General features: G+C 59.8%; 16 protein-coding genes. 10 read left to right on the top strand and 6 right to left on the bottom strand.

What is annotated here, in order from left to right; all coding sequences use genetic code 11:
• Positions 1-155: 155 nt before the first annotated feature.
• The 8 genes from ACXAIC_RS02855 (at position 156) to ACXAIC_RS02820 (ending at position 9,162) form a co-directional block, all read left to right on the top strand.
• Positions 156-1,373, top strand: coding sequence for an LL-diaminopimelate aminotransferase (locus tag ACXAIC_RS02855; protein ID WP_475173392.1), 1,218 nt, complete (start codon positions 156-158; stop codon positions 1,371-1,373).
• A 22-nt stretch (positions 1,374-1,395) separates the two neighbouring features.
• Complete coding sequence (locus ACXAIC_RS02850; protein ID WP_475173389.1) at positions 1,396-2,718, top strand: homoserine dehydrogenase; 1,323 nt, start codon at positions 1,396-1,398, stop codon at positions 2,716-2,718.
• 49 nt (positions 2,719-2,767) lie between these two features.
• The gene (glpX, locus tag ACXAIC_RS02845) at positions 2,768-3,763 is read left to right on the top strand and encodes a class II fructose-bisphosphatase (RefSeq protein ID WP_475173387.1); all 996 of its coding nucleotides are present in this window, start codon (positions 2,768-2,770) and stop codon (positions 3,761-3,763) included.
• 23 nt (positions 3,764-3,786) lie between these two features.
• Positions 3,787-5,604, top strand: coding sequence for a single-stranded-DNA-specific exonuclease RecJ (gene recJ, locus ACXAIC_RS02840; protein WP_475173385.1), 1,818 nt, complete (start codon positions 3,787-3,789; stop codon positions 5,602-5,604).
• A gap of 120 nt (positions 5,605-5,724) precedes the next feature.
• Entirely contained in the window at positions 5,725-5,916 is a 192-nt protein-coding gene (locus ACXAIC_RS02835) for a hypothetical protein (RefSeq protein ID WP_475173383.1), read from the top strand.
• Positions 5,917-6,027: 111 nt separating this feature from the next.
• Complete coding sequence (locus ACXAIC_RS02830) at positions 6,028-6,918, top strand: nitrilase-related carbon-nitrogen hydrolase (protein WP_475173381.1); 891 nt, start codon at positions 6,028-6,030, stop codon at positions 6,916-6,918.
• A gap of 175 nt (positions 6,919-7,093) precedes the next feature.
• Positions 7,094-7,519, top strand: coding sequence for an NUDIX hydrolase (locus tag ACXAIC_RS02825; protein ID WP_475173378.1), 426 nt, complete (start codon positions 7,094-7,096; stop codon positions 7,517-7,519).
• Positions 7,520-7,653: 134 nt separating this feature from the next.
• Positions 7,654-9,162 carry an inorganic phosphate transporter gene (locus tag ACXAIC_RS02820; protein ID WP_475173375.1) on the top strand — a complete coding sequence of 503 codons (1,509 nt, stop codon included), beginning with the start codon at positions 7,654-7,656 and terminating at the stop codon, positions 9,160-9,162.
• 18 nt (positions 9,163-9,180) lie between these two features.
• On the opposite strand, the gene ACXAIC_RS02815 is transcribed toward ACXAIC_RS02820, so the two are convergent.
• The 5 genes from ACXAIC_RS02815 to ACXAIC_RS02795 all read right to left on the bottom strand — a co-directional run bounded on the left by ACXAIC_RS02815 (position 9,181) and on the right by ACXAIC_RS02795 (position 15,377).
• Entirely contained in the window at positions 9,181-9,912 is a 732-nt protein-coding gene (locus ACXAIC_RS02815; protein WP_475173374.1) for an endonuclease/exonuclease/phosphatase family protein, read from the bottom strand.
• Between the two features lie 204 nt (positions 9,913-10,116).
• Positions 10,117-10,692 (bottom strand): sarcosine oxidase subunit gamma, encoded by a 576-nt coding sequence (locus tag ACXAIC_RS02810; protein WP_475173372.1) that lies wholly within the window; start codon positions 10,690-10,692, stop codon positions 10,117-10,119.
• Complete coding sequence (locus ACXAIC_RS02805; RefSeq protein WP_475173369.1) at positions 10,685-13,687, bottom strand: sarcosine oxidase subunit alpha family protein; 3,003 nt, start codon at positions 13,685-13,687, stop codon at positions 10,685-10,687. Before ACXAIC_RS02805 ends, ACXAIC_RS02810 begins: the two co-directional genes overlap by 8 nt.
• Positions 13,684-13,989, bottom strand: a complete 306-nt coding sequence (locus tag ACXAIC_RS02800; protein ID WP_475173368.1) for a sarcosine oxidase subunit delta — start codon at positions 13,987-13,989, stop codon at positions 13,684-13,686. The genes ACXAIC_RS02805 and ACXAIC_RS02800 overlap by 4 nt, the downstream gene beginning before the upstream one ends.
• A 134-nt stretch (positions 13,990-14,123) precedes the next feature.
• A complete protein-coding gene (locus ACXAIC_RS02795; RefSeq protein ID WP_475173365.1) occupies positions 14,124-15,377 on the bottom strand; it encodes a sarcosine oxidase subunit beta family protein in 1,254 nt (417 codons plus the stop codon).
• Positions 15,378-15,772: 395 nt separating this feature from the next.
• Here ACXAIC_RS02795 and ACXAIC_RS02790 point away from each other — a divergent pair, with 395 nt between their 5' ends.
• Together ACXAIC_RS02790 and fghA are read left to right on the top strand one after the other, a co-directional pair.
• Complete coding sequence (locus tag ACXAIC_RS02790) at positions 15,773-16,885, top strand: S-(hydroxymethyl)glutathione dehydrogenase/class III alcohol dehydrogenase (protein WP_475173364.1); 1,113 nt, start codon at positions 15,773-15,775, stop codon at positions 16,883-16,885.
• A 151-nt stretch (positions 16,886-17,036) separates the two neighbouring features.
• The gene (fghA, locus tag ACXAIC_RS02785; RefSeq protein ID WP_475173362.1) at positions 17,037-17,864 is read left to right on the top strand and encodes an S-formylglutathione hydrolase; all 828 of its coding nucleotides are present in this window, start codon (positions 17,037-17,039) and stop codon (positions 17,862-17,864) included.
• 98 nt (positions 17,865-17,962) lie between these two features.
• On the opposite strand, the gene ACXAIC_RS02780 is transcribed toward fghA, so the two are convergent.
• Positions 17,963-18,373: a DUF423 domain-containing protein gene (locus ACXAIC_RS02780; protein ID WP_475173360.1), complete on the bottom strand. Its 411-nt coding sequence runs from the start codon at positions 18,371-18,373 to the stop codon at positions 17,963-17,965.
• Between the last annotated feature and the right edge of the window lie 15 nt (positions 18,374-18,388).

Raw genomic sequence — 18,388 nt, 5'->3', positions numbered from 1 at the left:
TTCTGACTTTGGGTCAGTCCTTTTGTTGCACCGCACTTGAATTTAGGCGGCTAGGCCCTCAAAGACGGGTGCGCAATTGGTTTCAGGCTGCTAAAAGAGCCCCGCTGCGCCCGAGTTCAGCGCGGCTATGACGTTCATTTGCAAGGAACCGCGCCATGGAGGAATTCCACAAAATCAAAAGGCTGCCGCCTTATGTTTTTGAACAAGTCAACCGGCTGAAAGCCAAGGCGCGGGCAGCCGGTGCGGATATTATCGATCTGGGCATGGGCAATCCGGATCTGCCGACGCCCCAGCATATTGTCGACAAGCTGACAGAAGTTGTTCAGGATCCACGGTCCCACCGCTATTCCGCGTCCAAGGGAATTCATGGTTTGCGCAAGGCCCAGGCGGCCTATTACGGGCGCCGGTTCGGGGTCAAACTCGACCCGGACACGCAGGTCATTGCCACGCTCGGCTCCAAGGAAGGCTTTGCCAACATGGCTCAGGCCATTTCTGCGCCCGGTGACGTGATCCTGAGCCCGAATCCGAGCTACCCGATCCACACATTCGGCTTTCTGATGGCCGGGGCCTCGATCCGGAACATTCCCGCAGAGCCGGGACCTGCGTTTTTTGACGCGCTGGAGCGCGCGGTGATTCATTCCGTGCCCAAACCGATCGCCATCATCCTGTGCTATCCGGCAAATCCGACCGCCTATTGCGCGGATCTGGATTTCTACAAGGACGTGGTTGCGTTTGCGCGCAAGCACAACATTTTCATCCTGTCGGACCTGGCCTATTCGGAGATCTATTTCGGCGACACGCCGCCGCCCTCCGTGCTGCAGGTTCCCGGCGCCATGGATATCACCGTGGAATTCACGTCGCTCTCCAAAACGTTTTCCATGCCTGGTTGGCGCATGGGGTTTGCAGTTGGCAATGAGCGGCTGATTGCGGCCCTGTCCCGGGTAAAATCCTATCTGGACTACGGTGCATTCACCCCGATCCAGGTGGCGGCCACTGCGGCCCTGAATGGTTCGGCGGACTGTATCGAGGAAACCCGGGAGGTTTATAAGCGCCGCCGGGACACGGTGGTGGACAGTTTCGGCCGGGCCGGGTGGGTGGTGCCGCCGCCTGAAGCCAGCATGTTCTGCTGGGTGCCGATCCCGGAGAAGTTCAAAGCTCTGGGCAGCCTGGAATATTCCAAACTGCTGCTGGAGCGGGCGGATGTCGCAGTCGCACCGGGAATCGGGTTTGGCGAACATGGCGATGACTATGTGCGCATCGGTCTGGTGGAAAACGAACAGCGCTTGCGCCAGGCCGCGAGAAATATTCGCCGCTTCCTTGAAACTGCGGATCAAAAGCTGCACAACGTCATCCCGCTCGGGACCTCTGGCTGATTAGAAGTGGACTGAATACTCAATGGCTGAAGCATTGAAAGTTGGCGTAGCTGGCCTTGGCACAGTAGGTGCCTCCCTCGTACAGCTTCTGGAAAAACATGGCGGGCAGATCGCCCGCAAGTCCAGCCGGAGTGTAACCGTCACGTCCGTCAGCGCCCGGGACCGCTCAAAGGACCGGGGCTTTGATGTCAGCGGCTTTGAATGGTTCACTGATCCGGTCGAGATGGCGCAGACCGCAGAGATCGATATCTTTGTTGAATTGATCGGCGGCGAAGACGGCCCTGCGGAAGACAGTGTGCGCGCAGCGCTTGGCCGGGGGATCCATGTGGTGACGGCGAACAAGGCGCTTCTGGCCCGTCACGGGGTTGATCTGGCGGCGCTGGCGGAGGCCCATCAGGCCAGCCTGAATTATGAGGCGGCCGTTGCCGGGGGCATCCCAATCGTCAAGACCCTGCGCGAATCCATGTCCGGAAATGATGTCAGCCGGGTCTATGGCATTTTGAACGGTACTTGCAATTACATCCTGACTCGCATGGAAGCGGAGGGCATCAGTTTCGAAGACTGTCTTGCCGACGCACAACGTCTCGGTTATGCGGAGGCGGATCCTACCTTTGACATTGAGGGAAATGACACGGCCCACAAGCTGGCGATCCTGACCAGCCTTGCCTTTGGCACGCAGATTTCCAGCGATGACATATATATGGAAGGGATCACCTCCATCACGACGGCGGATATTGAGGCGGCCGACGAATTGGGGTTCCGGATCAAGCTTCTGGGCGTCGCCCAGCGGACGGAGACCGGCATCGAGCAGCGGGTCCATCCGACCATGGTTCCCAAATCCTCTGCGATTGCGCGCATTGACGGCGTCTTGAATGCGGTGGCAGTTGACGGGGATTATGTGGGCGCAATTGTTCTGGTCGGCCCAGGCGCAGGCGGAAATGCCACAGCCTCCTCGGTTGTCGCCGACATTTGCGATGTGGCCCGGGGAGACCAGACGCCGGTACTGGCAATGCCCGCTGCCGATCTGGCGCCGTATGAACGCGCGCGCATGCGCCTTCATGAAGGCGGCTATTACATCCGCCTGTCCGTGTTTGACCGGCCGGGTGCGTTTGGTGAAATTGCGCGCTGCATGGGCGAAGCCGGCATTTCTCTGGAATCAATTGTGCAGAAACGGCGCGCAGTGGCAGAGGCCCTTCAGCCCAATGAGGGGGACCTGCCTCAACCTGTCATCTTGATCACGTATGAAACAACGGAAGTTGCGATCAAGGAAGCTCTGGACGTCATCATGTCCAAGGGGGTTGTTGCCGAAGAGCCGCAAATGATCCGGATTGAGAAATTGAATTGATGATTAAGTGCCCACCCATGCGTTCTGCGGGGAGAGACTGGAGATGTTGATGTCCAATACTGAAAATCAGCCGTCGAGCGGACTGGACCGTATTCTGACCCTTGAATTGGCCCGGGTCAGTGAACGGGCAGCCGTTTCGGCTGCACGCCTGCGTGGCCACGGGGACGAGATGGCTGCCGATCAGGCCGCTGTGGATGCTATGCGCCGCGAACTCAACCGGCTGCCGATTGATGGCACCGTTGTGATTGGCGAAGGCGAGCGGGACGAAGCGCCGATGCTTTATATCGGCGAGAATGTGGGCACCAAACAGGGCCCCAAGGTGGATATTGCCCTTGACCCGCTGGAAGGCACAACGATCTGTGCGAAAAACCTGCCGAACTCCCTGGCGGTGATTGCCCTGGCGCCGGAAGGCGACCTGCTCAACGCACCGGACAGCTACATGGACAAGATAGCCATCGGGCCGGGCTATCCCGAAGGGCTGATCGATCTGGACGCGCCGATTTCCGACAATATTGCTGCTGTCGCCAAGGAGAAAGGCGTTTCGGTCCCGGAAGTGACCGCCTGTGTTCTGGACCGCCCGCGCCACGCACGCCTCATTGAAGATATCCGCGCAACCGGCGCGGCAATCCGCCTGATCGGTGATGGCGATGTGGCCGGTGTAATCCACACGACCGATTCCGATGAAACGGGTATTGATATCTATGCCGGGATCGGCGGGGCGCCGGAGGGCGTTCTGGCGGCGGCGGCCTTGCGCTGTATCGGCGGTCAGATGCAATCCCGTCTGGTGATCACCCGCGACGAGCAGGTCGAACGGGCGCACCGTATGGGCATCGAAGACATCAAGAAGAAATACACGCTAGAGGAAATGGCCGGACCGGATGTGCTGTTTGCAGCCACCGGCGTAACGGACGGCAATTTCCTGCAAGGGGTCCGTTTTGGCCGGACACACATCACCACCCACACAGTGGTCATGCGCTCGTCCACAGGCACGGTGCGCTATATCAAGGCCCAGCATACGGATCTGGAAAAGTTCCATCTGGATTGAGGCCTGGACAAGTGCGGCACTGAATGCTCGAGAATTCTGGCGGGGAAGAGAGGCGGCTCGTTCTTGGGGTCGCCCGGTCGGCAAATGACAATGCATGGCGGGAGCGGCTGAACGCGGATGAAGCGCGCTCGGCCATGGCCATTGCCCAGGTTCAGGGTCTGCCTGACGTCCTGGCCCGGGTTCTGGCGGCGCGCGGGGTCGCGCCGGAGGCCGCAATTGCCTTTCTGGATCCATCCCTGAAGACCCTGATGCCGGACCCCTCCAGTCTTCAGGACATGGATGCGGCCGTGAGCCGGGTGGCCGATGCGGTGGTCAGGCGCCGCAGGATTGCGATTTTTGGCGACTATGATGTGGACGGAGCAACCTCTTCCGCCATCTTCGCCAAATATCTGCAAGGGCTCGGGCTCGATCCCGTCATTCATATTCCCGACAGGATTATTGAAGGCTATGGCCCCAACGGGCCGGCCATTGAACAGTTGCGGGCAAATGGGGCGGAACTGCTGGTCACGCTGGATTGCGGCAGCACATCGTTTGACGCCTTTGAAACCGCTCGCAAGTTGGATCTGGATGTGGTGGTCATTGATCATCACCAGGTGGGCGAGCGCCTGCCGGACGTCTGTGCACTGGTCAATCCGAACCGGCAGGACGATCTGTCTGCGCAAGGGCATCTGGCGGCCGTGGGCGTCACCTTTCTGTTTCTTGTTGGTTTGAACCGGGAGCTGCGCCGCCGGGGGACGTTTTCCGGTACTGCCCAGCCGGATCTGATGGCACTGTTGGATCTGGTCGCACTTGGAACCGTCTGTGATGTGGTTCCGCTGCAGGGCCTGAACCGGGCCTACGTAACCCGGGGGCTGACCGTCATGCATCAGCGCCGGAACTACGGGCTGACGGCCCTTGCGGATGCAGCCAGGGTCAGCGGCAAGCCGGCACCATATCACCTTGGCTTTCTGGTGGGCCCGCGCATCAATGCGGGCGGACGCATCGGGGACGCGGCCCTGGGAGCCCGGCTGCTGACAACCGAAGACCCGCATGAGGCCCGTGCCATTGCCGAACGGCTCGACCAGCTCAACAGCGAGCGTCAGGCGATGGAAGCGGTGATGCTGGAACAGGCCGGCGCGGAAGCCGCGCTTGCCATCGACACAAGGGACCCGGCTGTGCTTCTGACCGGATCGGAGGATTGGCATCCGGGAATTGTCGGCCTGATCGCCTCGCGGCTCAAAGAGACGCACCGCCGCCCGGCTTTTGCCATTGCCTATGATGAAACGGGCAAGGGCACGGGCTCCGGCCGGTCCATCCCCGGGGTGGATCTGGGCAAGGCTGTCCGCCAGGCGGTCGAGATGGGCTTGCTGGAAAAAGGCGGCGGCCATGCCATGGCGGCCGGTCTGACGGTGCAGCGGGACAAAGCCGGTGAGCTGGAAACCTTCTTCAATCAATCATTGAAGGAAGACGTGGAAGAGGCGACAAAGACTCGCGAAATCAAGATCGATGCGGCCCTGACAGCGACCGGGGCGACGCTTGATCTTTTGGAGCTTTTGGAAAAAGCCGGCCCTTATGGGGCAGGCCATTCTGAACCTGTCTTTGCTTTTCCTGCTCACCGGATCAGTTTTGCCGATGTGGTTGGCAAGGGGCATGTGCGGGCGACGCTGGCCTCCGGGGACGGGTCCACGGTGAAGGCCATTGGGTTCAAGGCGGAAGACCGGCCCCACGGCAAGATGCTGCTGGAGGGCAGGGGGCGCAATCTGCATGTGGCCGGAAGCCTGTCCATCGACACCTGGCAGGGATCGCCAAAAGTGCAGCTGCGTATTCTGGATGTGGCCGATCCGCAGAAGACCCGCCTTTAGCGCACGATGCACTAGGCCCGCAGGGCCCGACCCCTTGCCGGATGAACTAAAGTATCCGTTAACCAAACTCTAAGGGGCTCAGCCTAACTTGGTCCAACGAAGGAATCGTGAGGATCGGGTATGCACGCTCAGAATGAGCTTTCTCCCTATTTTACGGAAATCGACAAGCGCACCGATGCCGCTCTGAAAGGCATTCGCAAGGTGCGACGGTCCGCAAAGTTCAACGGGCTTCCGAGAGATCCCGGCGGCGCGGTGGTCGGCACCGGGTTTCTGGTCGCGCTTGCTGCCTTCGTGGGCTTGTTTCTCGGCTAGAGCCGGGGCATTCTCTGCGCTCATTTCTCAAAATAGATCCAGCGCCTTTCGCCTGGATGATCGATTTCTCCAGCATTGATGCTGCCTGACTTCGTGGAGGCCTTCGCCGTCATGACCGACTATTCCGTTGCCTTGTGGTCTTTTAATGTGGGCTGCGCACCGTCCTCTGTGGAAGCTCTTGCCGCCGAGATCGACTTGGGAATGGCCCGGTCTTCGGCGTCTGGTGCCCGGCTCCTGATGCTGCCCGAATATTTTATCGAATGCTGCCTTGCCTATAAACCGGCGGACCTGAGACCCGATCAGGAGATGGGCTTTCTGGCAGATCAGGGCAGGGCGCTGCTTCCGCTTTTAAAAGAGTTGCCGGAAAAACACGGCCTGTCGCTTCTGTGCGGCACGGTCCCGGTCCGGCAGAGCGGCGGTCTCACCAACACGGCCATACTTCTGACGGCGGATGGACGGGAGATCCAGCAGGACAAGCTCTGCCTGACCCCGTCCGAACAGGATGCGGAGGCCTGGTCGCTAGCGCCTGGCCAGACCCTCAAAGTGTTTGACCTTGACGGCCTCAAGATGGCGATCCTGATTTGCCTGGATGTTGAAGTGCCTGCCCTCAGCAGTCTGCTGGCGCAACAGGATCTCGACCTGTTGCTGGTGCCGTCCATGACGGAAAAGCTCTCCGGGTACCATCGGGTCTATGGCTGTGCCAAGGCGCGGGCGGTGGAGCTGATGTGTGCTGTTGCTGTGTGTGGTGTGGTTGGGACGGCCATCGGCACAACCCAGAACGAGACCAATGTCTCCGGGGCGTCGCTCTATCTGCCTTGTGAAGAGGAACTGGGCTTCAAAGGCCGCGCCGCTGAATATCCCCCAACCGATGGGTTGGAGGGGCAGGAGCCGTTTGTGGTCGCAGAGGTGCCATTTGCGCGAATCAGGCAACTCAAATCAGGTGCTGCGGAAGTCTGGCCGGGCGCCTGGAACGCAGCCCATGTCCGGATTGATTTGCATTAGCGGGACACAAAACAGACAAATTCTGCAGCCATAGTGCACAAAGTGCACTTTTTTCTAGACTTTATCATCTTACGCATTTATACGAACGCCAATCAATAATGAAGGTTCATGAATGTTTTTAACTAGGTCGATGACCGCAAAAGGGGATCTGTCTTGGCTGCAAGGGGTCAGTGGTTTGTTTGTCAAGCCGGCTCGTTTGCAGATTGCGGCCCTGTGCGTCCGGCCCGGAAAAGCGGAAAATGAAATTCTCCTGGTCACGACCCGCGACACTGGCCGTTTGATCCTCCCCAAAGGCTGGCCGGAAAAAGACAAGCCGGCCTTCAGGACCGCAACACTTGAGGCGTATGAAGAAGCCGGCATTGTGGGCGAGACGGAAACCCGGCCGATGGGCAGTTTCCGTTCGTTCAAGGGACTGTCAAACGGGCTGAAGATCCGGACCAAGGTTCTGGTTTTCAGAATAGATTTTGAAAAGCAGCTGAAATCCTTTCCCGAAAAAGGGCAGCGTAAAGCCATGTGGGTGCCGCTGTCGGAGGCCATTGTCCATGCGGACGAACCCGCCTTGAAGCGCTTCTTGCACCGGCACAGGGCAAAGATCGGCTGACACTATTCCACTTCAAAAAACTCAGGGTGTTGACGTTGTGCCGTCACACCATCCTGCGATCTTAAGTATCATACAACCGCACGCTGATAGAGGCGTGGGGCGCTTACTTAAAAGTGCCTGCCAGAGGACGCAGCTTGCCAACAAGCAAACATCTGGGAAACCAGGTTCTGGACAAGGATCTGGAAAAAATTGGGTTTTTGAGCGATGCCGCCGAGGCCATGGGCCGGCGTCTCGCTGGGCCTGCACTCGCTTTGCTCTTTCTTGTCCTGTGTGCAGTGGTGGCGGCGTTTCAGGTCGTCTCAGAAGACATGGCAGACATTGTCCTTCTTGTCGCGGCCAGCGCCATTGGTGGCTACATGGCTCTGAATATCGGGGCGAATGACGTTGCCAATAATGTGAGCCCCGCCGTCGGCGCGCGCGTGGTCAGCCTGACCGGCGCACTTTTGATTGCCGCCATATGCGAAAGCGCCGGTGCCTTTCTGGCCGGGAGGGAAGTGATCACCACCGTGTCGCGCACGATCTTCAGCCCGGCTGACGTTCCAGATACGTTTTCCTTTGTTCAGGCCATGATCATGGCCATGGTCGCAGCGGCGCTCTGGATCAATTTTGCCACCTATGTCGGGGCGCCGGTGTCCACCACACATTCGATCATTGGCGGGGTTGTTGGTGCTGGCATTGCCGCCAGCAGTTTTGCGGCCATTGACTGGCAAGTTCTTTCGGCCATTGCGGCGACCTGGGTGGCATCTCCCTTTCTGGGTGGCGTGGCCGCGGCAGGCCTGATGGCATTCATCAGCAAGGTTATGATCTACAGGACGGACAGACTGGCGGCGGCCCGGTTCTGGCTGCCCATTCTGATCGCGGTCATGGGCGGCGTGTTTGCGGCCTATATCTCTTTCAAGACGACCGACCATGCGTCGGTTCTGTCCAACAGGCAGGCCCTGGCTCTGTCGCTCTTTCTGGGCGCGGGGATCTGGCTGGGCTACCGTTATCTGGTCAGTGTCCAGATAACGGAGCTTGAGAACTCTTCCCAGGCGATGCGCGCGCTCTTCGCTGTCCCGCTCATGGTTGCCGCAGCGCTTTTGTCCTTCGCCCATGGGGCCAATGATGTCGCCAATGCCATCGGTCCGCTGGCGGCGATTGTCTACAGTCAGGCAAATGACTATCAGGATATGCGGTTCTGGATGCTCGGGTTTGAAGGAGCCTCGGTGCCGGTCTGGGTGACAGCTGTTGGCGCGTTCGGGATCTCGGCCGGATTGCTGCTATTCGGCCGGAGGCTTGTGACCGTGGTGGGCAAGAAAATCACCAAACTCAGCCCCATACGCGCCTTTTGCATCACCCTTTCAACGGCGGCGACCGTTCTGACCGCCTCCAGCCTGGGCCTGCCGGTCTCCACCACCCATATCGCGGTGGGGGCCGTTTTTGGGGTCGGGTTTTACCGGGAATGGCAGCGGAACAAGTATCTCAGCGAAGGCGGCGTCCTCAAGCCCCGCAAAATATTGAAAAACCGGGAAGAACGCCGCCGCCGACTGCTGGTGCGCCGGTCTTCGCTTTTGGCGATCGTGGCTGCCTGGGGGATTACGGTGCCTGCAACAGCGCTGCTTGCTGCCGCACTCTTCCACCTCGCCAGCCTGGCGGGGCTCTAAAGCCGGGCCTTCGGCGGCTCAGGACAGTCCGGATTGGGCCGCCAGCTGACCGGATGCTTCCAGGGAAAGTCTTGCCCAGACGGGCAGATGGTCCGAGGCAATCCGGGCGGTCCGGGACTTGTGTACGCCAGCCTCTTCGACTGTAAATTCCGGACTGGTGATAATCCGGTCCAGACTGCCTACCGGCAGTGGGCTCGGAAAGCTCCGCCCAGGTGTGGTGACTTCATAATGCTCTTTCAGAAGTTTCAGGCTGCCGGCCGTGTCGCGCCACTCATTGAGATCACCAATCAGGACGGTTGGCAGATAGGTGAGATGTTCGTGCAACTGGTGCATAACGGACATGACCTGCTTCTTGCGAAAATGTCCCACAAGGCTCAGATGCATGGCGGCGATCCGGATAGGACGGCCTTCGACCGTCAGATCCACGGCCACGGCGCCCCGGGGTTCCAGTTTCGGCAAATCCAGGCAGCGGAAATCCAGAATACCGATGGTCTTGCGCACCAAAATGGCGTTGCCATGCCAGCCGAGGCTTTCGTCGCCCTTGGCAAAGGGCACCGGCCGGTAGTCAGTCTCCGACAGGATGCTCGCCCTGTCGAGCGTGCTGGCCCGGGCGCCAAAACGCTTGTCGGCTTCCTGAAGTGCCAGAATGTCGCAGTCGAGTTCCTGAATGACCTTCAGAGTCCGTTCCGGTTTGCGGCGGGCGTCAACGCCGATGGCCTTCTGAATATTGTAGGACCCAATTTTGAGCATGTCCGGAACTTTGACGTTTTTTTTGGCGCTTTTTGTAAGCCGCAGGCGGTAAGGTGACAAAAGGACCGCTTCAAGGCAAAGAAAATCCCTGTGAAGGTCTCCACAGGGATTTGAAAGTATCGGCGATGAATGTTGCGAAACGTTTGACGTTTTGACCGTCCTGACCGTGTCTTTGAGAGCGGCCTAAGGATCCTCAGGCCACCGTCATGCAGCTTCCAGTTCCCGTGCAGCCTGAACCAGCAGGCCCGGCACATAGTCCATGAAGGAGCCCCAAGCCTCCACAAAGAAGGTGTCTTCACCGATGCGCCAGATCAGGACAGGCGCCTTGTGAAAGAGCGTCCGGGTGACAGTCCCGACGGGAAAGGCACCGGGCGTAAAGTCGATGAAAATCCCTGTGTTCAGCAACCAGACGGCCTTTTCGCCGCTGACAATGATGGCTTCCGATCGGTCCGAAATGTCAACCAGTGCATGCGGCTGGCCGGATAGCTTTTCGGAAAAGGTGTCCTGAAGAAGCTGAAGGTCTTCTTCGGGCGCCAGCAATGTCCATTCGTCCGGCCCCATCCAGAGCGCTGCCCGTTTCGGAGCGGTTGTGCTGGTCAAAGCCGCGCGCGGCAGCCCGGCCCCGAAGGCGGTGTCAGCTGCTTCCAGTGCACCTTCCCGGGCCCGGAAGGACAGGCGGGCCAGTGGGGCGGATTTCAAGATGGACACCTCGGACTGGCTCAATAACGGAGCTGCCCCCGCGTCCGGGGTGATCAGGTCGCTTGCCAGTAACTCAGACATTGATCCGTGCTCCTTCCTTGTCATAGAAGACCGGACTGGTCACCTCGACCGGAAGACTGCCATCTGGCATGGGCACATAGAGCGTCTGACCTTCCAGCGCATGGCCGTTTTTCAGGACGGCGAGGGCGATGGTCCTGCCAAGGGCCGGGCTGAAATAGGACGAGGTGACATGGCCTTCGGCCGGGGTTCCGGTCGCTGGATTTTCAGCAGTGGTGATCTGCGCGCCTTCTTCCAGTTTGACGGACGGGTCCTTGGTCAGGAGGCCGACGAACTGCTTACGATTGTCTGCCACAAGGTCGGTTCGCTCAAGGCCGCGCTTGCCGACAAAGTCATGCTTTTTCTTGCCGATGGCCCAGCTCATGCCTGCGTCGTACGGGGTCACCGTGCCATCGGTGTCCTGCCCGACGATGATGTAGCCCTTTTCCGCGCGCAGCACATGCATGGTTTCCGTACCGTAGACCGTGCCGCCCTGTTTGCTGGTTTCCCCGGCGAGGGTCTCCCACATCATCTTGCCGGCCCGGCGCGGCACATTGATTTCAAAGCCGAGCTCACCGGTGAAGGAAATCCGGAAGAGGCGGCACGGGACACCGCAGAACCGGCCCTCGCGCAGGCTCATATGGGGAAAGGCCTCGTTTGACAGATCAATGCCTTCAATAAATGGCGCGATCACGTCCCGCGCCCGTGGACCCTGTACGGCCGCGACGGCATATTGCTCCGTGGTGGAGGTGATCCAGACATCCAGATCCGGCCATTCGGTCTGAAGGTAATCTTCCATGGTGGCAAACACGCTTGGCGCGCCGCCGGTGGTGGTGGTCACATGGAAGCGGTCCTCGGCCAGTCGGCCAATGACGCCATCGTCGGTGATGAACCCGGCATCGTTCAGGAGCAGCCCATAGCGGCACCGTCCCGGCGCCAGCTTCTTCCAGGGATTGGTGTACATGCGTTCCAGGAATTCGGCCGCATCCGGGCCAACCACCTCGATCTTGCCCAATGTTGATGCATCAAAGAGGCCCACTGTCTCGCGCACGGTTTTGCATTCCCGGGCAACAGCGGCATGCATGTCTTCGCCCGGTTCAGGCAGATACCAGGCGCGTTTCCACTGGCCGACATCTTCAAACACACCGCCCTGGTCCACAATCCAGTCATGGGAGGGCGTCTTGCGCACCGGATCGAAAAAATCCCCCCGTGCCACTCCGGCAAAAACGCCGAAGGTGGTGGGTGTATAGGGGAGGCGGAACGTGGTCAGGCCCACATCGGTCACCGGCCGTTCCAGCGCGCCGGAGGCAATATCCAGAGCGTTCATGTTGGACAGGCGCCCCTGATCGGTGGCCATGCCCGTGGTGGTGTAGCGCTTGATGTGTTCGATGGAGTGCATGCCCTCGCGCACGGCCAGTTTCACGTCCTTCGCGGTCACGTCATTCTGGTAATCCACGAAGGCTTTGACCCGTGACGCATTGCGGTCATGGGGCAGGGCGCCAAGAATGCCGCCGCCTCCGGCGTCGCCGCCGCCGGCTGATGCGTAGGTCAGTTTTTGGACCTTGCCGGTGGCCGACTTCGCAGCGTCCTCTCCGGCAGCATAGCCGTCTTCCAGAGTGGCCTGCAGACCGTAAAGCCCTTTGGCCGCGCCCGCAGACCGCTCGTTCTGCACCGAAATTCCAGGCACATATGCGCCCTTGTCCCCATCCCAGACGACTTTGCCGCGCGATTGGGAATAGAGGCTGACGGTCGGGGTCCAGCCGCCGGACATGAGCAGCGCATCGCAATCCACCTGACCGCCGGAGGCCACTTGGCCGGAGGTCATCAACCGTCCGAGCAATGCCGATTTGATGCGTTTGCGCCCCAGGGTGCCGGTCACGACGCAGCCCGCTTCCACCCGGATACCCCGGGCCTTTGCGATTGACATCAGGTTTTCCGGCGGCTGCTCACGCAGATCGACAATGGCCGTGATGTCTACGCCCTGATCCACCAGATCAAAAGCCGCCTGCCAGGCGGTGTCGCAGGCGGTTGCGACCGCCACCTTGTGCCCCACCTTGACCCCATAGCGGTTCAGATAGGTCCGTCCGGCCTCTGCCAGCAGAATGCCCGGACGGTCATTTTCCGGAAACACCATCGGACGCTCGATGGAGCCGGTGGCAATCACCACTTCCTTGGTGCGGACCTGCCACAGGCGCTCACGTGGCAGCCGGGTGTCGGGTGCTGCAAGATGGTCCGTGACCCGTTCCACAAGGGCCAGGTAGTTATGGGCGAAATAGCCGAAGGCGGTTGTCCGTGAGAGCAGGGTGACATTGTCCATCGCCGACAGCTGCGCAATCTTGTCCTGAACCCAGTCTGAGGGGCTCTTGCCGTCGAGCGTGGCATTGGCTTCGGTCAGGAGCGAGCCGCCAAATTCGGCTTGTTCGTCGCACAGGATGACCCGGGCCCCGGTTTCTGCGGCCGCCAGTGCTGCGGCAAGACCGGCAGGGCCTGACCCGGCCACCAGGACATCGCAATGGGCATAGAGGTTGCCGTAATGGTCCGGATCGGCGGCTTTGGGCGGTTTTCCAAGACCGGCTGCTGCCCGGATAACCGGTTCATAGACCTTGTCCCAGAAGAATTTCGGCCACATGAAGGTCTTGTAGTAGAAGCCTGCAGGAAACAGCGGCGACAGAAGGTCGTTGACGGCCCCGACATCAAAGCCCAGCGAGGGGAACCTGTTCTGGGAAATGGCGTCCAGCCCCTCATAGAGTTCGACCTGGGTGGCCCGGAGATTCGGGGTCTGGTCGCCATGGCGGTAAACACCGACCAGAGCATTGGGTTCTTCCGATCCAGCGGTCACAACGCCGCGCGGCCGGTGGTATTTGAAGGACCGTCCGACCAAATGCATGCCATTGGCCAGGAGCGCTGAGGCGAGCGTGTCGCCCTGATAGCCGTGCAATTGTTCCCCGTCAAAGGTGAAGGTGAGGGCCTTGGCACGCTCGATCCGTCCACCTTTTTCGGTGCGGTAGGGCTGGGTCATTTGCCTGCCTCCTTGGCAAGCGCCTCAAGATCCGGCAGTGGTTCCCCGGTCTTGTACACGGCAAGGAACTTGTCGCTCACCGTGTCGCGCACGGCGTTGAAGAAGCGCCCGCAGCCGTGAATATGGCGCCAGCGCTCCGCATATATGCCTTTTGTGTTGGAGCGCATATAGAGGAAGTTGGCCCAGTCCTCTTCTGTGGCCTGGGCCGGATCGGCAGGGCGGGCTATATGGGCTTCGCCCCGGCAGGCAAATTCAGTTTCCGCCCGTTCAACGCCGCAATAGGGGCAATAGACCAGCAACATCCGATAAAGTCTCCCTGGATCAACGAGGTCCTGGCTGCTCTGGGGCGAAAGCCGGGATGTTGATCGGTTCAAAAAGTGAAGAGAGCCTCTGATCCGGGCCGGAGGCCGGGCTGAACGCTCTCAGGTCCTTGCCCCTAGTGGGCCACAGCAGCAGCGGCTGCTTCGTCGATCAGGCGTCCGGTGCGGAACCGCTCAATCGTGAACGGCGCGTTGATCGGGTGGGGCTCGTCCTTAGCGATGGTGTGGGCGAAGACATGGCCTGAGCCCGGAGTCGCCTTGAAACCTCCCGTGCCCCAGCCGCAATTGACGTAAAGCCCCTGAACCGGCGTCTTCGACAGGATCGGCGAGCGGTCCGGGGTCACATCCACGATGCCGCCCCAGTTGCGCAGCATCCGCATGCGCCGGAAGTGGGGAAAGAGCTCGCAGATCGCGTCAATCGTATGGGTGCTGATGTGAATGCCGCCGGTCTGCGAATAGGAAATGAACTGGTCGGTGCCCGCCCCGATCACCAATTCGCCCTTGTCGGATTGGGATATATAGGCATGGATCGTGTTGGACATGACCACACAGGGGAAGGCCGGTTTGACCGGCTCGGACACCAGAGCCTGAAGCGGATAGGATTCCAGCGGCATGCGCACACCGGCCATCTCCATAACGGTCGAGGTGTGCCCGGCTGCCACGACGCCGATCTTCTTGGCCTTGATGAAACCTTTGGCCGTCTCCACCCCTTCAACGGTCCCGTCCGGGCTCCGCCGGATGCCGGTGACGGCACAGTTCTGTAGAATGTCGACGCCAAGCGCATCGGCGCCGCGGGCATAGCCCCAGGCAACAGCATCATGGCGGGCCGTGCCGCCAACCCGCTGCAACGCCCCGCCCATGACCGGATAGCGGATGTTCTTTGAGATGTTGAGCGGGGGGCAATAGTCCTTGGCCTGTTCCGGTGTCAGCCACTCGTTCTGTACCCCGGCCAGACGGTTCGCGTGAATGTGCCGCTGCGCCACCTGAACGTCATGCACGGTGTGGGCGAGCATCAGAACACCGCGTGCAGAATACATCACATTGTAGTTCAGCTCCTGGGACAGGCCCTGCCACAGGCCGATGGCATGATTGTAAAGCGCAGCACTCTCTTCCCAGAGATAGTTGGAGCGCACAATGGTCGTGTTGCGGCCAGTATTGCCACCGCCAAGCCAGCCTTTTTCAACGACCGCCACATTGCGGATACCATGTTCCTTGGCAAGATAGTAGGCGGTTGCCAGGCCATGGCCGCCAGCGCCGATGATGACAACATCATATTCGGCCTTGGGTTCCGGCGCACGCCATTGCCGCCCCCAATTCTGGTGCGCGGTAAAGGCATTCTTGGCCAGTTCCAGAAAGGAAAATCGCTTCATTCAGCAGCGGCTCCGCACGTTTCAGGCTGCGTTCTGCCGGTCTGGCCGGTAGGGGAGCCCGTTTAAAAGGTGATCAGGCACGGGACCATAGCGAGGTGGTCAGGTTCCGTCCATTGCCGGGCATCTTCCCGATTGGGCACGAGTTTGCATATCAGGTTTCAGTCGCCTGTTTGTCAGAAAGCGACATTGCCGTGTGTGGGCCAATTGCGGTTCAGCCGGCAGTCGAGTTTCGGTTTTTGACTATGGGCTTCGTTTCTTGTCCAGAGGCGGGTTTGAAACAAAACTGGCAACGCCTTCAAGATGCGTTTTCCAAATAAAGCGCGTCGTTTCGGTCCTTGCTTTTCAGGATGCAGGCAGTAACTCTGCGCGAAACAGCCGATGAGGGAGACAGATCAATGGAAGTTCGTGCAGCTGTGGCGGTGGGCGCTGGCAAGCCCCTGGAAGTGACAACCGTCAATCTTGAAGGGCCACGGGCCTTTGAAGTTCTGGTTGAGGTAAAGGCAACAGGGATCTGCCACACCGATGAATTCACTCTGTCCGGTGCTGATCCGGAAGGCCTGTTTCCGGCGATTCTAGGCCATGAAGGGGCAGGGGTCGTGGTAGAGGTCGGGCCCGGCGTGACCACGCTGAAGCCGGGCGATCATGTCATTCCCCTCTATACGCCCGAATGCCGCAATTGTGAATATTGCCTCAACCCAAAAACCAATCTGTGTCAGGCGATCCGCTCCACCCAGGGGCAGGGGTTGATGCCGGACGGTTCGTCCCGTTTCTCGACCCTCGATGGGCAACCGATCCTGCACTATATGGGCACCTCGACCTTCGCCAACTATACGGTCGTGCCGGAGATTGCCTTGGCCAAGATCCGTCCGGACGCGCCTTTTGACAAGGTTTGCTACATTGGCTGCGGCGTCACGACCGGCATCGGCGCGGTGATCAACACGGCCAAGGTGGAAATCGGCTCCCGGGCCATTGTGTTCGGTCTTGGCGGGATTGGCCTCAATGTGATCCAGGGCCTGCGTCTTGCTGGAGCAGATCAGATTGTCGGTGTCGATCTTAATCCGGACAAGATCGAGATGGCCAAGCGATTCGGGATGACGGATTTTGTCAATCCGAACGAGGTGGAAGAGGATCTGGTGCCCTATCTGGTCAATCTGACCAAGGGCGGGGCGGACTACACTTTCGATGCGACCGGCAATGTCAATGTCATGCGGGCGGCGCTAGAGAGCGCTCACAAGGGCTGGGGTGAAAGCATCATCATCGGAGTGGCAGCCGCGGGCGCTGAAATTTCCACCCGGCCGTTCCAGCTGGTCACCGGCCGGACCTGGAAAGGCACCGCCTTTGGCGGGGCGCGGGGCCGCACCGATGTGCCGCAGATTGTCGACTGGTACATGGATGGCAAAATCGAGATCGATCCGATGATCACCCACACCATGCCGCTGGACGACATCAACAAGGGCTTCGATCTCATGCACAAAGGCGAGTCGATCCGCTCCGTCGTGCTCTACTGATCCTGAAGCACCGCCGCTTGCGCGGCGGGGGCAGTCTGCTCCGGGACGCAAGCCTCTTGTGTGAACGCTGCGCCCCGGCCTTTTCCTTTTGAATGCGGCAGCCGCCTCCGGTGAGCCGCTCATTCTTCCAGTCTCCAACAGGCGTCTTCAGATGAAAACTCTTTCCGAAAACAAGGCTTTTGGTGGTGTCCAGGGTGTTTATAGCCACGCCTCGCAGGCGTGCGGTTGTGACATGACCTTTGCGGTCTATATGCCGCCTCAGGCTCAGGTCGGTCCTGTGCCGGTGCTCTGGTATCTGTCCGGACTGACCTGCACACACGAAAACGCCATGACCAAGGCTGGTCTTCAGACCCACGCGGCTGAGTTCGGGCTGGCCCTGGTCTTTCCGGACACGAGCCCGAGGGGAGAAGGCATTGCGGATGATGAGGCTTATGATCTCGGCCAGGGCGCGGGGTTTTACGTCAATGCGACGGAAGCGCCCTGGCATCCGCACTTCCAGATGGAGACCTATATCGCCAGCGAATTGCGTGATCTGGTCACCGAGAAATTTGCGGTGTCCGTGCATCACGGCATCACCGGCCATTCCATGGGAGGGCACGGGGCGCTGACCCTTGCCATGAAATATCCCGGCCACTACCAGTCCCTGTCAGCCTTTGCGCCGATTTCCAACCCGTCCGACTCGGACTGGGGCCGTAAACAGCTTGGCGCCTATCTGGGGGCAAATGAAAGCCTTTGGCCCGCCCATGATGCGTCTTTGCTTTTACGGGAAAAGGGCTGGTCCGGGGATGTTCTGGTGGACCAGGGCGCCGATGACCAGTTTTTTGATCTCCTGAAACCGTCGGCTCTCGCCGGGGCCCTGGTCGAAACAAAAACAGCTCATTGCTACCGTTTGCAGGAAGGTTATGACCATTCCTATTTTTTCGTTGCGACCTTCGCGCGCGATCATATTGCCTGGCATGCGGAGCGGTTGAAAGGCTGAGTCGTGAGGCCGCAAGGCGTTCACGAGAGGAGCTTTTTTGCAACATCGCGTTCATGCAGGTAAGCCCGTTTGAACGCGATATGGCTGAACGACTGAACTTATTCGTGTCGTGGTGTCACGCCGAAAGCGCCCAGCACCAGAAAGAACCAGCCGGCAATCAGCAGCATGCCACCCGTGGGGGCTGCCATGGGAAAGAGACCGTCCCCAAGAAAGGTCTTCAGGTACAGATCGCCTGAGAACAGCCCCAGGCCAGCCGTCAACAAAATACAGGTCAGCGGCAACAGCATCACTCTGCGCAGCTGGGCCAGAAGACCGATCGCCAGCAGGATCGGGGCATGCAGCATCAGCATCTGGGCGGCCGTGATCAATTGGCCGCCATTTCCTGCAAACGCGTGTGACGCCAACGCCAGACCCGCGACACCCGCCGCGCCCGCTAGGCCGCTCAGCATGATGGACAAGCGTAAAAACGCCGTGGTTGGTTCGGGCGGAGGCATCATCGGTTTGATCATTCGCAAGGTCCCAAA

It is taken from the genome of Roseibium sp. AWQ4_254 (assembly GCF_056161025.1).
This window is presented reverse-complemented; position numbering and strand designations above follow the sequence as displayed.

Bases quoted from the DNA above. Each gene is read 5' to 3' on its own strand.
- ACXAIC_RS02855 (WP_475173392.1), top strand. From the start codon at position 156: ATGGAGGAATTCCACAAAATCAAAAGGCTGCCGCCTTATGTTTTTGAA.
- ACXAIC_RS02790 (WP_475173364.1), top strand. From the start codon at position 15,773: ATGGAAGTTCGTGCAGCTGTGGCGGTGGGCGCTGGCAAGCCCCTGGAA.
- ACXAIC_RS02815 (WP_475173374.1), bottom strand. From the start codon at position 9,912: ATGCTCAAAATTGGGTCCTACAATATTCAGAAGGCCATCGGCGTTGAC.
- ACXAIC_RS02835 (WP_475173383.1), top strand. From the start codon at position 5,725: ATGCACGCTCAGAATGAGCTTTCTCCCTATTTTACGGAAATCGACAAG.
- ACXAIC_RS02830 (WP_475173381.1), top strand. From the start codon at position 6,028: ATGACCGACTATTCCGTTGCCTTGTGGTCTTTTAATGTGGGCTGCGCA.
- ACXAIC_RS02795 (WP_475173365.1), bottom strand. From the start codon at position 15,377: ATGAAGCGATTTTCCTTTCTGGAACTGGCCAAGAATGCCTTTACCGCG.
- ACXAIC_RS02800 (WP_475173368.1), bottom strand. From the start codon at position 13,989: ATGTTGCTGGTCTATTGCCCCTATTGCGGCGTTGAACGGGCGGAAACT.
- ACXAIC_RS02780 (WP_475173360.1), bottom strand. From the start codon at position 18,373: ATGATCAAACCGATGATGCCTCCGCCCGAACCAACCACGGCGTTTTTA.
- recJ (WP_475173385.1), top strand. From the start codon at position 3,787: ATGCTCGAGAATTCTGGCGGGGAAGAGAGGCGGCTCGTTCTTGGGGTC.
- ACXAIC_RS02850 (WP_475173389.1), top strand. From the start codon at position 1,396: ATGGCTGAAGCATTGAAAGTTGGCGTAGCTGGCCTTGGCACAGTAGGT.
- glpX (WP_475173387.1), top strand. From the start codon at position 2,768: ATGTCCAATACTGAAAATCAGCCGTCGAGCGGACTGGACCGTATTCTG.
- ACXAIC_RS02810 (WP_475173372.1), bottom strand. From the start codon at position 10,692: ATGTCTGAGTTACTGGCAAGCGACCTGATCACCCCGGACGCGGGGGCA.
- fghA (WP_475173362.1), top strand. From the start codon at position 17,037: ATGAAAACTCTTTCCGAAAACAAGGCTTTTGGTGGTGTCCAGGGTGTT.
- ACXAIC_RS02805 (WP_475173369.1), bottom strand. From the start codon at position 13,687: ATGACCCAGCCCTACCGCACCGAAAAAGGTGGACGGATCGAGCGTGCC.